The sequence below is a fragment of the Holophagales bacterium genome (genome assembly GCA_016699405.1).
Taxonomy (GTDB): domain Bacteria; phylum Acidobacteriota; class Thermoanaerobaculia; order Multivoradales; family JAGPDF01; genus JAAYLR01.
This window is the reverse complement of sequence record CP064972.1, coordinates 271,314-286,054: the sequence shown is the minus strand read 5'-3', so window position 1 is coordinate 286,054 and position 14,741 is coordinate 271,314. Positions and strand designations below refer to the sequence as shown.

9 protein-coding genes are annotated in these 14,741 nt (G+C 71.6%); 7 read left to right on the top strand and 2 right to left on the bottom strand.

Features of this window, described 5'->3' with window-relative positions:
* Positions 1-20: 20 nt before the first annotated feature.
* Positions 21-2,528 (bottom strand): fused MFS/spermidine synthase, encoded by a 2,508-nt coding sequence (locus IPJ17_01240; protein QQR74252.1) that lies wholly within the window; start codon positions 2,526-2,528, stop codon positions 21-23.
* The gene (locus IPJ17_01235; protein ID QQR74251.1) at positions 2,518-3,390 is read right to left on the bottom strand and encodes a decaprenyl-phosphate phosphoribosyltransferase; all 873 of its coding nucleotides are present in this window, start codon (positions 3,388-3,390) and stop codon (positions 2,518-2,520) included. Before IPJ17_01235 ends, IPJ17_01240 begins: the two co-directional genes overlap by 11 nt.
* Here IPJ17_01235 and IPJ17_01230 point away from each other — a divergent pair.
* The 7 genes from IPJ17_01230 to IPJ17_01200 all read left to right on the top strand — a co-directional run bounded on the left by IPJ17_01230 (position 3,389) and on the right by IPJ17_01200 (position 14,716).
* Entirely contained in the window at positions 3,389-5,668 is a 2,280-nt protein-coding gene (locus IPJ17_01230) for a hypothetical protein (protein QQR74250.1), read from the top strand. The genes IPJ17_01235 and IPJ17_01230 overlap by 2 nt on opposite strands.
* Complete coding sequence (locus IPJ17_01225; GenBank protein ID QQR74249.1) at positions 5,665-8,016, top strand: hypothetical protein; 2,352 nt, start codon at positions 5,665-5,667, stop codon at positions 8,014-8,016. The genes IPJ17_01230 and IPJ17_01225 overlap by 4 nt, the downstream gene beginning before the upstream one ends.
* The gene (locus IPJ17_01220) at positions 8,013-9,539 is read left to right on the top strand and encodes an acetyl-CoA carboxylase biotin carboxylase subunit (GenBank protein ID QQR74248.1); all 1,527 of its coding nucleotides are present in this window, start codon (positions 8,013-8,015) and stop codon (positions 9,537-9,539) included. Before IPJ17_01225 ends, IPJ17_01220 begins: the two co-directional genes overlap by 4 nt.
* Positions 9,527-10,042: a biotin/lipoyl-binding protein gene (locus IPJ17_01215; GenBank protein ID QQR74247.1), complete on the top strand. Its 516-nt coding sequence runs from the start codon at positions 9,527-9,529 to the stop codon at positions 10,040-10,042. Before IPJ17_01220 ends, IPJ17_01215 begins: the two co-directional genes overlap by 13 nt.
* A 65-nt stretch (positions 10,043-10,107) precedes the next feature.
* On the top strand, positions 10,108-10,965 hold the full coding sequence (locus IPJ17_01210) for a MoxR family ATPase (protein QQR74246.1): 858 nt from the start codon (positions 10,108-10,110) through the stop codon (positions 10,963-10,965).
* Positions 10,962-12,977 (top strand): hypothetical protein, encoded by a 2,016-nt coding sequence (locus IPJ17_01205; GenBank protein QQR74245.1) that lies wholly within the window; start codon positions 10,962-10,964, stop codon positions 12,975-12,977. The genes IPJ17_01210 and IPJ17_01205 overlap by 4 nt, the downstream gene beginning before the upstream one ends.
* Positions 12,978-13,045: 68 nt before the next feature.
* On the top strand, positions 13,046-14,716 hold the full coding sequence (locus IPJ17_01200; protein QQR74244.1) for a putative transporter: 1,671 nt from the start codon (positions 13,046-13,048) through the stop codon (positions 14,714-14,716).
* Positions 14,717-14,741 lie beyond the last annotated feature (25 nt).

The following is a 14,741-nucleotide window of genomic DNA, read 5'->3' as shown; positions in this document are numbered from 1 at the left end:
CGCCTTCGCGTCGACCCCGGTCAGCGCTGCTCGGGCGTGGAGGCGAGGGCTGCCGCGAGCGCCGCGCGTTGCGCGGCAAGCAGCTCGCCGCGCCCGGCCCAGAGGCTGCGGGCGCGCGCCTGTTCGTCGGGCGGGAGCGCTGCCAGGTAGTCGTCGGGCGGCGTCTCCGGGCGCAGGGCGAGCAACGCCGAGAACGTGGCGAGCCACGGCCGGTTCTTGTCGAGCAGTCGTCCGCTCTCGTATTCGACTGCCGGCAGGTCGTCGATGTGCGGCGGGATGGTGCGGAGCGAGTCCGCGAGACGTTCGCCACCGGCGAGGTAGCAGGTGAGCAGGTCCGCAGGTCCGCGGATTCCCAGAGCCGCGAGCTCGCCAGCGACCTTCGGATCGGCGAAGGCCCTGGCGAGCGCAGCGCCGTCCCAGGGCGTCGCCGCCAGGCGTCCGGTGACGATGGTGAAGGCATTGAGGGCGCTCGGCTCGTACCAGACCGTTGTGTGCGGGAAGACCTCCTGGAAGGCGCGGAGGATCATCGCGTAGTTGCGCGGCGAGAGCGAATAGGTGGGGAGCCACATCGAGGCGACGCCCCGCGGGGCGAGCCGCTTGGCGAGCAGGGCGAAGTAATCGCGCGTGTAGAGCGAGCCGTTGCCGGCGTAGCGCGGGTGGATCGAGTCGGAGAGCACCGCGTCGAAGGTGCGTGGCGTGGCGAGCAGGAAGTTGCGCCCGTCATTGATCTCGACCTGGACCCGGGGATCCCTGAGCACGCCGTGATTGACGTCGGCGAAGAAGCGATCCGACGCGGCGATGACCTCGGGACTGATCTCGACGATGAGGATTTCGTCGACAGGATGGCGCGAGACCGCCCAGGCGGTGCCGCCGCTGCCGAAGCCGATGTGGGCCACGCTGTGCGCATCGCCGGCGAGCAGGAGCGGCAGGTGCCCTTGCATCATCTGGACGGCAAACAGGTCGGGGCTGGTGCCGGCCACGTTGACGCCGTTGAGCTCGAGTGACAGGTAGGGACGTCCATCCGATTCGCGTTGGCGTCGAACCGTCACCGAGGTCGACGCATCCTCGTCGAAGAAGAGAAGGTCGTCCGGCTGATCCGTGCTGAAGATCCCGGCGCGAAGAATCACTCCGTCCGCAGGGAACGCCGGCATGGCGAGCAGGCAGAGGACGGGAGCAGCCCAGCCGACGCGGGAGGCGAGCCGAGCGGCGCGACCGCCGAGACCGCTCCTTGCCGCGGCGAAGAGCACCGCGGCGCCCAGGGTGCCGTTGACCGCACCGAGCGCGAGCATCGAGCTCTGGGTGCCGATCGCCGGAAGGAGAGCGAACCCGGTGCCGAGCGACCCGGCGATCGAGCCGAGGGTGTTGGCGCCGTAGACGCTGCCGACGTCGTGACCGAGCGGGTCGAGCTCGCGATGGAAGGCTCGCACGGCCAAGGGGAACGAGACACCCATGAGCAGCGTCGGTGGGAGGACGAGCGGCAGGACGGCGAGCAGTTGAACCACCGTGCCGCCGCCGAAGCTCTGGGGGCGCAGCAACTCGGACCATGCGGCGAGCGATCGGGCGAGCGAGGCGAAGAGCGGCACCTGTGCGATACCCCAGACGGCGAGCGCGAGCTCGACCGCGCCGAGTGCGGCGAGCGGCGACGTGACGCGATCGGCCCATGGCACCAGCGCGAGACTGCCGAGACCGACGCCGGCGAGGAAGAGCGAGAGCATCAGGCTGTAGGCATAGACGCTCGAGCCGAGGTGGAACACCAGGGCGCGAGTCCACAACACCTCGTAGCCGAGACTCGTTGCTCCCATGAGGAAGAAGAGCGCCAGCAGGGCACGCCGCGTTGCCCGGCCGGCCGAGAGCGTTCCGGTCGAGGTGGCGGTCTCGACCGGCCGGGAGAGCGCGAGCGCACCGAGCGCGGCGGCGAGGTTGAGCGCGGCGGCGAGCAGCAGGGTTGCCGAGAGTCCCAGGGTGCGGATGGTGGCGAACCCGGCCAGCGCGACGCCACCGGTGGCGCCGAGCGTGTTGAGCGCGTAGAGCAGCGCGGTGCGCCGGCCGACGTGGGGCCCGTCGTCGGAGAGGCCGCGCAGCAGCAGCGGCAGGGTGCCCCCCATCAGCAGGGTCGGCGGCAACAGCGCACCGGCCGCGAGCAGCACGCGGAGCGCGACAAAGATCGCGGGCGAGGCGAAGAAATGCTGATGCGTCCAGACGTAGCCGCGGTCGATGGCGGCGAAGATCGCGGGACTGGCGAGGGCCGCCAGGGCGAGGCCGGTCTCGAGCAGGGCGTACGCCGCGAGCGGGCGCCGGAGCCGGTCGGCTAGTCGCCCGCCGAGCAGCGCCCCGAAGCCGAGCCCGCCCATGAAGACGGCAAGCAGCGTCGCCGTGGCCTGCGTGGTATTGCCGAACGTCAGCGAGAGGAAGCGCAGCCAGACGACCTGGTCCATCAGGCTCGCGGCGCCGGAGGCGGCGAAGCAGAGGGCCAACAGGGTGAGGCGGCGGGAGGATCCGGCCGAAGTCGTCGTCAACTCAGAAGGCATGAACGATCGCCGCGGCGGCGGCCGCCCAGAGTGCGATGTTGGCGAGGAAAGGCAGGTCGCGGAGGATCGCTTCGGTGGGATTGAGCATCTCGTCGGGGCGGCGGTGCATCAGGTAGAGGTAGCGGAAGACGCCGAAAAGCACCATCGGCAAGGTCAGCAGCAGGCGGTCGGTATGGAACTTCGCCACGGTCTCGGGCGCCACCGCGTAGAGGGCGTACGAGACGACCGCCGAGGCGGTGACGACGTTGATCATCTGATCGAGGAACTGCGGACTGTAATCGGAGAGCACCTGGCGCTGTTCGCTGGCGTTGCTGAGCAACAGCAGCTCGTGCCGCCGCTTGGAGAAGCCGAGGAACAGAGCGAGGAAGCTCGTGCACAACAGGAGCCAGTGCGACACGGCGACGTCGATCGCCGCCGCGCCGCCGAGCACGCGCAGGACGAAGCCGGCGCTGATCGCCATCACGTCGAGAATGACGATGCGCTTGAGGGCGAGCGTGTAAAGTAGTCCGAGGCCGAGGTAGCCGACGAGCAGCAACGCGAAGGGAGTCCCGAGCCGCCAGGCGAGCCCGGTGGCGAAGAGCGCCAGAACGACCGCGGCGATCGCGGCGACTGCCGGCGGGAGAGCGCCCGAGGCGATCGGGCGCTCTCGCTTGAGAGGATGGCGACGATCGCGTTCGCGATCGCCGAGGTCGTTGAGCAGATAGGTCGTGCTCGCGGCCGCCGAGAAGGCGGCGAACGCTGCGGCGGCATCGCGCAGGGCAGCCGGGTCGCCCAGCCGCCGAGCGAAGAGCAGGGGAGCCAGGACGAAGAGGTTCTTCGACCACTGAGCGGGGCGCAGTGAGCGCACGAGGGCGACGAGCATGGCGGGTATTCTAAGGGCCGTGACGCGTGGCCCGTTGCCGGACGAGCGGAGAGTCGCCCGGGGCCTCCTCGGGGCTCTGCTGCTGCTCTGGCTCGCGCTGACCCTGCCCCTGGCGCTCGGGGATCGCACCCTCTTCCTGCGGGATGTCTTCGCGACCGGGCTCCCCGCCAAGGCCTTCGGTGCCGCCGAGCTCGCCGCCGGGAGGATCCCGGCGGTCGATCCCGCCTGGGCGCTTGGCCAGGTCTACCGCGGCGACCCGAACACTCTCTCCTTCTACCCGGACAACCTGCTCTATCTCGTGTTGCCCTTCTGGAGCGCGTTCAATCTCCACTTCGCGCTCCATTGGCTGCTCGGGTTCTTTGCCATGCGCCGGCTCGCTCGCGAGCTCGGTCAGCCGCCGCTCGCCGCGTTGCTCGCCGGAGTGACCTGGGCGGCTTGCGGCTACGGCCTCTCGGCCCTCAGTTTCTACAACCTCGTCGTCGTCGCGGCGTGGTGGCCGTTCGCTCTTGCCGGGGTGGCTCGCGGAGGTCGGCGGGGTTGGTCGTTCGCCGCCTTGGCGCTCGGGCTCGCACTGCTCGGTGGTGAGCCGGTGACGGCGGCTCTCGGGCTGGTGCCGCTGTTGCTGGTGGCCGTCGAGCGTCACGGCTGGAGGACGGGACTCGTGGGCGCGGCGGGCACGTTCGCGGGCGCCCTCGCCGTGGCCGCGCCGCAGCTCGTCGCGACTCTGCGGGTCGTGGGCTTCTCGACCCGGGCGTTCTGGGGGGCGGGCGAAGCGGCCGGTCGTTTCGCGCTTCACCCGGTGCGCTTGCTCGAGCTCCTCCTCCCGCTGCCGTTCGGCTGGCCGACCCGCTACGGCCCGTTCGACTACTGGAGCTTCGACTGGTTCCCCGTGGTGCCCTTCGTCTTCAGTCTCCATGTCGGCGTGGTCGGAGGCCTGCTCGCCATCGCCGCCGCTCGTCGAGCGAGCTGGTGGTCCTGGCTGGCTGTCGCGGGGTTGGGGTTCGCCTGGCTCGGAGGGGTCGCGCCTGGCCTCCTCGGCGCGGTCTCCGCGGGTCTCTTCCGCTATCCGGAGAAGTTCCTCTTCTGGTTCTTCCTGGCGGCCTGTGTGCTCGCCGGACAGGGGCTTTCGGCGTGGGAATCGTGGGCTGCCGCGGCGCGCCACCGGTTGGTGGCGGGTGCTGCGCTCCTCGCGGTCGGAGGCGTGGCGTTGCTCCTGCTCGCCGCGCCTGCGGCGGAGGTGGTGGTCCGTTGGGCCGGGTCGGCGATCGGAGGCCCGGCGGCCGGGGTGCAGATCCGGCTGGCGGCGCTCGGTCTCGTCGCCGCGGGGCTCCTGGTCGGTGCGGCGACGGTGGCGCGGCGAAGTGCCGCAGCGCTGGTCGGTCTGCAGCTTCTCGGCCTCTTCCAGCTCGCGCCGCTCTGGGCAACCGACGCGACGGAGCCCTATCGAGAGGGGCCGGCTTGGCGTGCGCTCCTGCCGGCCGGTGCGGCGGTGGCTCGTTTCGAGGCGCTCGAGCGATTGCCCGCCGGCGACGAGGCCCCGGCCGATGCCGCCGCCCGGGCCCGCCTGGACCTGGCCGATCTCGCCGCCGCGCCGGGGGCTCTCTTCGGCATGACCTACCCGCTCGCCCCCGATCTCGTCGGACTGCAGTCACCCCTCTCGGCGCATCTCGAGCTGGAGCTGCGGCGCCTCGATTGGCGGGAGCGGGTCGTCTGGCTTCGCCGGTTGGGAGCGGACGCTCTCGTGGTCCGTGGCGACGAGCAGGTGCCACTTCCCCGAACTGCTTCGCGTCGGCACGGTGGTTTCACCACGTCGCTCTACGCGGTGCCGGATGCGTCCGCCACTCGCGCTCGACAGCCTCGAGCCTGGTGGCCCGAGCGGGTCGACGTCGAGCCCGACCTCGGACGCGCGGTTCGTCGACTCGCCGCGGTGGAGGACCCGCGCCAGCTCTCGCTCGTCCCGCGAGCCCTCGCCCATGCGCCCGGAGGTCGCGTCGCGCTCGTCGCGGAATCGTCCGACCGGCTCGAGCTCGAGATCGACGGCGGGGGCGGCCTCGTGGTGATTCGCCGCGCCTATCTGCCGCTCTACCGGGCGACCCTCGAGAATGGGGCGCGGGTGCCGACGGGACCCGTCGATGTCGCTCTGCTCGGAATCGAGGTGCCGCCCGGAAAACACCGGCTGGTCGTCGACGTGAGCGCGGCAGCGGAGCGTGCCGCGGGATGGGTGGCGGGGTTCGCGGTGCTTGCGCTCGTCGCTCTGGGAGTGGCTCCCATCCGATGAGACGCTTCCTCCTGCTCTTCGTGCTGCCGGCGACGCTGGCCCTCGCCGTCGTCGTCTGGCCGCTGGCGAGCGGCGAGCGGACGCTCTGCCTGCGCGACGTGATCAACACACACGTCTCCCTCAAGGCGTTCGGGGCCGAGGCGCTGCGGCGCGGCGAGCTGCCGTCGGTCGACCCGTTGCGAGCCGGAGGGCAGCCGTACCTCGGCAACCTGAACGCTTTTCCGTTCTATCCGACGAACCTTCTCTTCCTTCTCGGCTCGACGCTCTGGGCGCTCAACGCCCACCTCTGGTTGCACTGGCTGCTCGCCCCGTGGGCGATGTTCGCCCTGGCGCGGCGCTGGGGGCTCGAGCGACTCCCGGCCTGGACGGCCGGGGTGCTCTTCGCCTTCTCCGGGCACTTCGTGTCGCAGTTGAACATGGCGAACCTCGTCGGCGGTGTCACCGTGGCGCCGGCGCTTGCCGCGGCGGCGCTGGCGCTCGGCGAGCCCGAGCGCCGAGCGCGCGCGTTCGTCGCCTGCGCCCTCCTGTGGATGCTCGAGCTGCTCGCCGGGGACCCGGTGACGGCAGCGATCGCCGCCCTCGCCGCCCTCTCGGCGGCCCTGGTGCGACACGGACGGCGGGCCGGATGGGGATGGGTCGCCACCGCTTTCGCGCTGGGCACCTTGCTCGCCGCACCCCAGCTCGTCGAGCTGGGGCGGATTCTCGGGTTCTCCTATCGCGGTTTCTGGGGCTATGCCCGGACCACGGCCGGTGGCTGGGATCCGCGGCTGCTAATCGAGTGGCTCGTCCCCTTCGCCTTCGGCCGGCCGGATCAGTTGCTGTTCTGGGGGCAGCGTCTGTCGGGAGGCGAGGAGCCACTCTTCTTCTCCCTGCTCCCGGGTCTGCTCACCTGCGCGCTCGTGGCCGCCTCGGGTCGTCGGCCGGGCCGGATCGGGTGGTGGGGCTGGGGGGCGGTGGCCGTGGGCATGTTCCTCGCCGGGGCCGAGTCGAACCCTCTGCTGCGAGGACTGTACACGCTGCCTGGCGCCGGTCTCTTTCGCTTCCCGGTGAAGTTCACGCTGCTCGCGGCGATGGGAATGAGCCTGCTCGGCGGCCTCGGTGCCCGTCGGCTGCTCGACGGTGCCGGCCGGCGCGGGGCGGCAACGGCGCTCTCCCTCGCCGGGCTCGCGCTCGGCACGGTGTGGAGCGTCGGTGCGCTCGCCCCCGCCGGGCTCGGACAGTGGATGGCCGGGGTGGCCGGCGACCGACTCGCCGCCGACCAGATCCCGAGCGAGATCTCCCGCTGGCAGGCCCTCGGATTCCTCGGTCTCGTGCTGGCCCTGCTGCTCGCGGTCGGCCTCGCCGTCTCCCGACGCCGTCCCGAGCTCGGGCTCGCCATGCTCTTGGTGATTCACGGGACGAGCCAACTGCTCTTCCTGGCGCCGGCTCTGGCCACCGACAAGACCTCCGAGCTCCGGCACCTGTCGCCGATCGCTGCTTGCCTGCCGGCAGGGGCGGCGATCGTCAACGGCGGCGTGGACGACCTCTTCGCGGTTTCGAAGGACGCGGTCGTGCGTTTGCCGGGGGCGAGCGCCGTCTGGCTGGCGCGCTATCGCCAGCTCTCGCTCGCTCCCTGGAGCGGGCAGCTTCACGGGATGCGTTTCGAGCTCGACCCCTCGCCCGAAGGGCTCGACCAGTTCATGACCGATGCGCTGGCCTTCGGGATGCGGCACTTCGGCGACCGCCGCCGGCTGCAGGTCCTGCGCGCCGTCGGCGCCGACGTCCTGCTGCTCGATCGCGAGATCGAACCGGAGGCGCGTGGGCTCGTCGAGCCGCTCGGTGAGAGCCCCCTCTTCGGCGCCACCGTCCAACGGGCCTATCGCGTTCTCGGGACGTTGCCGGAGGCGGTCGTGGTCGGCGAGACGAACGGTGCTCCCCACATGAACGCGGCGCTCGAAGCGGTGTTCGATCCCGGCTTCGATCCGCGGCAGCGTGCTGTGCTCGCCGGCGACGACATCGCGCAGCGCCGTCCTTCCGGAACGGCGACGCTCGTGCGCACCCGCGGCGACGAGCTCGAGGTCGAGGTCGACTCTCCGGCCGGTGGCCTGCTCGTGCTGCGCCGCGCCTTCCTGCCGATCTATCGCGGCACGGTCGACGGCCGGGCGACGACCCTGCGTGTCGCCAACCTCACGCGGCTGGCGGTCGAAGTGCCCGCCGGCACCCATCGCGTGCGGGTCGCCGTCGATCGCCGGCCGCTGCAGCTCGCCACCGCGGTTTCCGGCCTGGCCCTGATGGCGCTGCTGGCCCTCGCCCGCACCGCGCGTCCTGGTATCATCCCCGCACCTTCCGAACGACGGGATCCCGAGTGAAGACCATTCGCAAAGTCCTCATCGCCAATCGCGGCGAGATCGCCGTGCGCATCCTCCGCGGCCTGCGCGACTGCGGCATCGACGGTGCCGTCGTCTACAGCGAGCCGGATCGCGCCTCCCTGCCGGTGCTGCTCGCCGACGAGGCCTACTGCATCGGACCGGCACCGTCGCGCGAGAGCTACCTGCGCGGCGAGGCGCTGGTCGAGCTCGCGCAGCGCATCGGCGCCGACGCGATCCACCCCGGATACGGCTTCCTCTCCGAGAACGCGGCCTTTTCGAAGCTCTGCCGGGACTCGGGCGTGACCTTCATCGGTCCGCCGCCCGAGGCGATGGCCGCCATGGGCTCGAAGATCGAGAGCCGCCGCTTGATGCGTGCCGCCGGCGTGCCCGTGGTGCCCGGCGGTCAGGATCCGCTGCCCGATCTCGCCAGTGCCCAGAAGCTCGCCGCCGAGGTCGGCTACCCGGTGATGATCAAGGCCTCGGCCGGCGGCGGCGGCAAGGGGATGCGCATGGTGCGGACGCCGACCGACCTGGCCGAGGCGTTCCGCTCGGCGCGTTCGGAGGCCTCGGCGAGCTTCGGCGACGACGCGGTCTACGTCGAGAAGTACATCGAGGAGCCGCGCCACGTCGAGATCCAGGTCTTTGGCGACATGCACGGCAAGGTGGTGTCGCTCGGCGAGCGCGAGTGCTCGTTGCAGCGGCGCCACCAGAAGGTGGTCGAGGAGTCGCCGTCGCCGGTGGTCGATCCCGACCTGCGACGGCGGATGGGGGAGGCGGCCGTGCGTGCGGCCGCGGCGGTGGGCTACGTCAATGCGGGAACCGTCGAGTTCCTGCTCGCTCCGGACGGCAGCTTCTATTTCCTCGAGATGAACACCCGCCTGCAGGTCGAGCATCCGGTCACCGAGTTGGTGACCGGCCTCGATCTGGTGGTCGCCCAGTTGCGCGTGGCGAGCGGCGAGCCGCTCGGCCCGGAGTTCGACGCGGTCGTCCCGCGCGGGCACGCGGTCGAGGTCCGGCTCTATGCCGAGGATCCCTACAATCGCTTCCAGCCCTCGCCCGGAACGATCAATCGCCTGCGCTGGCCGCAGGGTCCCGGGGTGCGCGTCGATTCCGGCGTCTACGAAGGCTCCTCGGTTTCGATCCACTACGACCCGATGCTCGCCAAGCTCATCGTCTGGGGGGCCGACCGCGCCCAGGCGCTGTCGCGACTTTCGCGTGCGCTCGCCGAAATCCGCGTCGAGGGGATCCGCACGAACATTCCGCTCTTCCAGGCGCTGCTTGCCGACGACGACTTCCGCGCCGGGCGGTTCGACATCGCCTGGCTCGATCGCCGGCTCGGTGCCGGTGAGCTCGCGCGGCCGAGTGTCCAACGGGTTCCGGACCTGCCGCTGGTTGCGGCGGCGATCGCCCACTTCGAACGGGCGCACGAAGTCGCGGCGGCGGGCACCGCGGACGGAAGCCGCCCGAACTGGCGGCGAGCGGCGCGCCGTGGTGCGCTGCGGGAGGCCTCATGGAGCTCGTGATCCGTCGCGGTACCGAGGACGAACGGCTGCGCGTCGAGCGTCGCGGCGAGGGCTTCGTCGTGGCCATCGAGGGGGAGTCCGGAGAGCGGCGGTACGAGGTCGATCGTGCGGTGTTGCGGGCGAACCTGGCGAGCCTGCTGGTCGACGGCCGCCAGTTCGACGTCACCGTGCGGCCGCTCCCCGACGGCCGCTACCAGGTCGGCTGGGACGGTCAGTCGGAGGCTCTCGAAGTCGCCGACCCGCTCACCCATCTGGCTCGCGTGAGCCGTGGCGCCGACGCGGGCAAGGGGCGCCAGCAGATCCACGCCTACATGCCGGGCCGGGTCGTCGCCCTGCGCGTCGTCGAGGGGCAGGCCGTGCAGGCGGGCGAGCCGCTCCTGGTGCTCGAGGCGATGAAGATGCAGAACGAGATCCAGGCCGAGCGCGAAGGCACGGTGCGCAAGCTCCACGTGCAGGCCGGCGAGGCCGTCGAGGGGGGCGATCTCCTCCTCGAGATCGAGTAGCCCGAGCGCCGTCGGGCGCGAGACGACGGCTCATCGCGGAGCGCCCCGATGACGAGACACGAACCGTGAAGAGCCCGGCTCCGGCGCCCTCGGGCTCGCGCGAGGTGACGATCGACGGGGTGCATCTGCACCTTGCCCGGCCGCTCGACGCGAGCCCGCCGTGGATCGGGCAGCGTGACGTCCTCCTCCAGCTCCTCGCCGCCTGGACGTTGATCGACGACAGCGACCTGCCGCTCCATCCGCGCCTCCTCGGCAAGCCGGGCGTCGGCAAGACGACGCTCGCCTGTGCGGCAGCGCGCGAGCTCGGCCTGCCGGTCTTCGTCATGCAGGCGACGATGGACACCCGTCCCGAGGACCTGATCGTCTCGCCGGTGCTCGACCCGAGCGGAGGCGTTCGCTACATGGCGTCGCCGCTGGTCTCGGCGATGATCGTCGGGGGCGCATGCGTGCTCGACGAGGGCAACCGGATGAGCGAGAAGTCGTGGGCCTCGCTCGCCCCGTTGCTCGACCATCGCCGCTACGTCGAGAGCGTCGTCGCCGGAGTGCGCGTCCACGCCCATCCGGGCTTCCGTTTCGTCACCACGATGAACGAGGACGCCTCGACGTTCGAGGTCCCGGAGTACATCCACTCGCGCCTCATGCCGCAGCTCGTCGTCGATTTCCCCGAGGAGGACGAAGAGCGGGCGATCCTCGAGGCACAGGTACCGTTCGCCGATGCCGAGGTGGTGCGCTACGTGCTCGGCTTCCTGCGCGCCGCACACGAAGCGGACCTGCGCTACACGGCGCGCGACGGCATCAATCTCGTGCGCTATGCGATGAAGGTGCTCCATCGCCGCGAAGCCGCCGACGCCGAGGAGGCGGTGGGCCGCGCCCTCGAGCTCGCCGTCTCGGCCGAGGAGCGGGCTCTCCTCGACGACGCGTGAGTCGGCCGGGCCGGGAGCTCCCGCTCGATCGGCTGGCGCCGGAGGCGGTGGCCGGTGTGCGGATCCTGCCGGTCGTCCACGACAGCGTCGAGTGCACGGCGGTGGTGCGTGCCGTCCTCGAGAAGCTCGATCCGGCCGGCGTCGCCGTCGAGCTGCCGCGCTCGCTCGCCGCCGCGGCCGAGCGCGCCGTCGTGCGACTGCCGCGCATCACGCTGGTGGTTTCCGAGGAGCCGGGCGAGGACGCGTTGGTGTGGACCTGCGCCCCGGCCGAGCCGTTTGCCGAGGCGCTGCGCTGGGCGCACGAGCGCGGGCGGACACGGGCCCTGATCGACCCCGATCTCCCTTATGGTGAGCGCCACCGCGACCCGGTGCCCGATCCCTACGCCCTCTGGGCGCTCGGCGGTGCGCGCTACCTCGCGCTGCTCGTCGACGCCTGCCCGGAGGAGGGCGGACCGGAGGACGAGGCTCGCGAGGCCGGCATGGCCTACCATGTGCGCGAAGCTGCCGCGAGAATCGCACCCGGGACGCTCTTGGTGGTGGTCGGCGCCGCGCACGCGCGGCGTCTGGCGAGCCGGCTCGCCGCCGGGCCGCTCGCGGCGCCGCTTGGCCGGGTGCGTCGGGCCACGACCGAGCTCGCCCACCTCCATCCCGAGAGTCTGACGGCGCTCCTGCCCGAGCCGCCGCTGGCGCATGCCGTCTGGGAGCGACGGCGCAGCGGCGACGAGTCGATCCGGAGCGTCTTCGAGAAGGCCATCGCTCCGCGCGTCGTGCTGGAGCGGCGCGGTCTCCGCCTGCTGGCCGGCGCCTCGGCAGAGGAGAGGCGGGATCGCCTCCGCGAGGTGGCGGACTTCGCGGCGTGCCATGCCGCGCGAGCGCTCGCCGGCGGAGTCGTGGCGCCCGATCGCTGGGCGCTCGGGCGGGCCGCCTGGCGGGTGGCGGTGGCCTCCTACCGCGAGCAGACCGAGGGGACGGTCGCCCCCTGGCAGCGTCGGCTCTTCTTCGACTTCGCACGACGCTACGCGCACGTCGAGGGCAGGCTGGTGCCCGGGCTCTACGAGTGGACCGTCGCGGCGCGGGGCGTGGGCGACGACAACCTCGCCTGGGAGCTCTTCGACGTTCTTCGGGCCTATCCGTGGCAGGGCGAGCACGCAGAGATCGCCACCGCGCGGGTCGAGGGCGACGAGCTCGACCTGGGCAGCCGGCGGATCCGCTTCCGGCGGCGTTTCCTGCGGACGAAGAGCCGGCCGCTCGCCCTCTCGGGAAGGCGACGGGAGCGACCGGAGGATCCGGACGAGTGGCTGCGGGCCTTTTCGACCGGCGATCTCTGCTCCTACCCGCCGGAGGATCTGGTCGTCGAAGAGTACGGCCGCTACCTGCGGCACAAGGCCGTGGCTCTGCTCTCGGCAGAGCGGGAGCGGAGCGAACCGTTCAGCGGCAGCTTTCTCGATGGCGTGGACCTGCGCGAGACGCTGCGCCACCTCGGCGACGACCGTCGAGTCCGGGTGCGCGAAATGGGGCGGGTGCCGGGCGAGGCGGGGTCGGTGGTCGTGATCTTCGACCGCGACCACGACGCGAGCGGTGAGCGTTTCCCGTTCCGCATGACCTGGCACGGCGAGCACCACCAGGAGTCGGACATGGCGTTCTACTCGACCGATCCGGCGGCCCAGGTCGTCGGCCCTGGCATCCTGCGAGCGACCTACGGCGGCTTCCTCCTCGTCCACCCGCCGGGCCGGCTCTGGGACGTGTGGAGCGACCCGGACTACGCCTCGGCGCGCGACAAGGCCGAGACCCTGCTGGCCGCGGCGATCGACTACAGCCTCGGGCGACTGGTCGTGCAGGTGGCCAGGCGCCCGCCGTCGGGAGCGATGCAGCGGCGAGCGGCCGAGCAGGGCAAGAGGATCCTGCACGTCCCGCTCGGCGCCCTGGCGCCGGCGACGTTGCGGAAGGTCCGGGTCGTGCACCTGCTCGCCGGGCGCGACAAGCGCGCGATCGCCCGCGACTATCTCTGGTAGGCCGACGGCGACCCGGGCGGTTTCGCTATCATCGGGGCGGAGCGCCCGCCCCGGGCGCGGCCCACCCGATGCAAGCTCTCCTCGACGTCCTGCACGAAGGCTCGGTCGCCCACTCGCTTCTCGTCCTCTCGATCGTCGCGAGCCTCGGCCTGGCTCTCGGCGCCGTGCGGCTGCGCGGGGTGAGCCTCGGGGTCGGCGGTGTGCTGTTCGCCGGGCTGCTCGTCGGCCAAGCCGGCCTGACGCTCGATCACGCGACGATGGACCTGGTGCGCGAGCTCGGCCTGGTGCTGTTCGTCTGGGCGATCGGCCTGCAGGTCGGCCCCGGCTTCTTCTCGTCGATCCGCAAACAGGGGCTGGCGCTCAACCTGCTGGCCGCCGGCATCGTCGTCGGCGGCTCGTCGCTCGCGGCGCTGGTGGCATGGGGTACGGGCATCGGTGTGCCGGCGGCGGTCGGCGTGCTTTCGGGCGCGGTCACCAACACGCCGAGCCTCGGTGCCGCGCAACAGGCACTCAAGGACGTGGCGCGCGCACCGGCCGACGCGGTCGAGCTGCTGGGGCTCGGCTACGCCGTCGCCTACCCCTTCGGCATCCTCGGCATCCTCGCGACGATGCACATCGTCGAGAAGCTCTTCCGCATCGATCCGGAGAAGGAGCGGAGGGTCTTCGAACGGGTCCACCGTTCGTCGTCGGCGCCGATCGTCATCCACGACTACGAGGTGGTCAACCCGAATCTCGCGGGGATGGCCGTCGAACAGTTGCTCGAGTTGACCGGGCGCGGCGTCGTCGTGACGCGCGTCTACCACGCCGGCTCGCAGAGCGTGGCCCGGCCGGGCCTGCCGCTCGCCGTGGGGGACGTGTTGCATGCCGTCGGGACCCAGAAGCGCCTCGATGCCTTCCAGGTCATCGTCGGCAAGGAGAGCGACCTCGCGCTCCCCGAGCTGCCGAGCCAGATCACCTTCCGGCCGGTGGTGGTCACGAAGAAGGAGGTCGTCGGGCGCGACCTCGACGAGCTCGACCTGCACGACACCTACGGCGTGATCGTCACGCGGGTGATCCGCTCGGGCGTCGAATTCACCCCGGCCAAGGGGCTGCGGCTGGCGTTCGGCGACCGGCTGATGGTCGTCGGCGAAGAGGCGGCGATCGGGCGAGCGGCCCGCGAGCTCGGCGATTCGGGGGAGGAGCTCGACCGGCCGCAGATCATCCCGGTCTTCCTCGGCATCGCGCTGGGGATTCTGGCCGGGTCCTGGCCGATCTCGATTCCCGGGGTGCCGGCCCCGGTCAAGCTCGGTCTGGCGGGCGGTCCGCTGCTGGTCGCCATCCTGCTCGCTCGGCTCGGCCGGATCGGCCCATTTCTCGTCTACATGCCGAACGCCGCCAAGACCCTCCTGCGCGAGTTCGGGATCGCCCTCTTCCTCGGCTGCGTCGGGCTCAAGGCCGGCGAGAAGCTGGTGGCCACGGTGGCGACCCCGCGCGGGCTGCTCTGGGTCGCCTGTGGCGCGGTGATCACCATCGTTCCGCTCGTCGTCGCGGGCATCGTGGCGCGGGCGGTGATGAAGCTCGATTTCGTCACGATCTGCGGTGTGCTCTCGGGCAGCATGACCGATCCGCCGGCGCTCGCGTACGCCACCCAGAGGTTCGGCAGCGATGCGCCGTCGATCGCCTACGCCACCGTCTATCCGCTGACGATGCTGCTGCGCGTCGTCGGCGCCCAGCTCTTCGTGCTCATCGCCCTGAGCTGATCCGGGGATCCCCACCGCCCCGGTC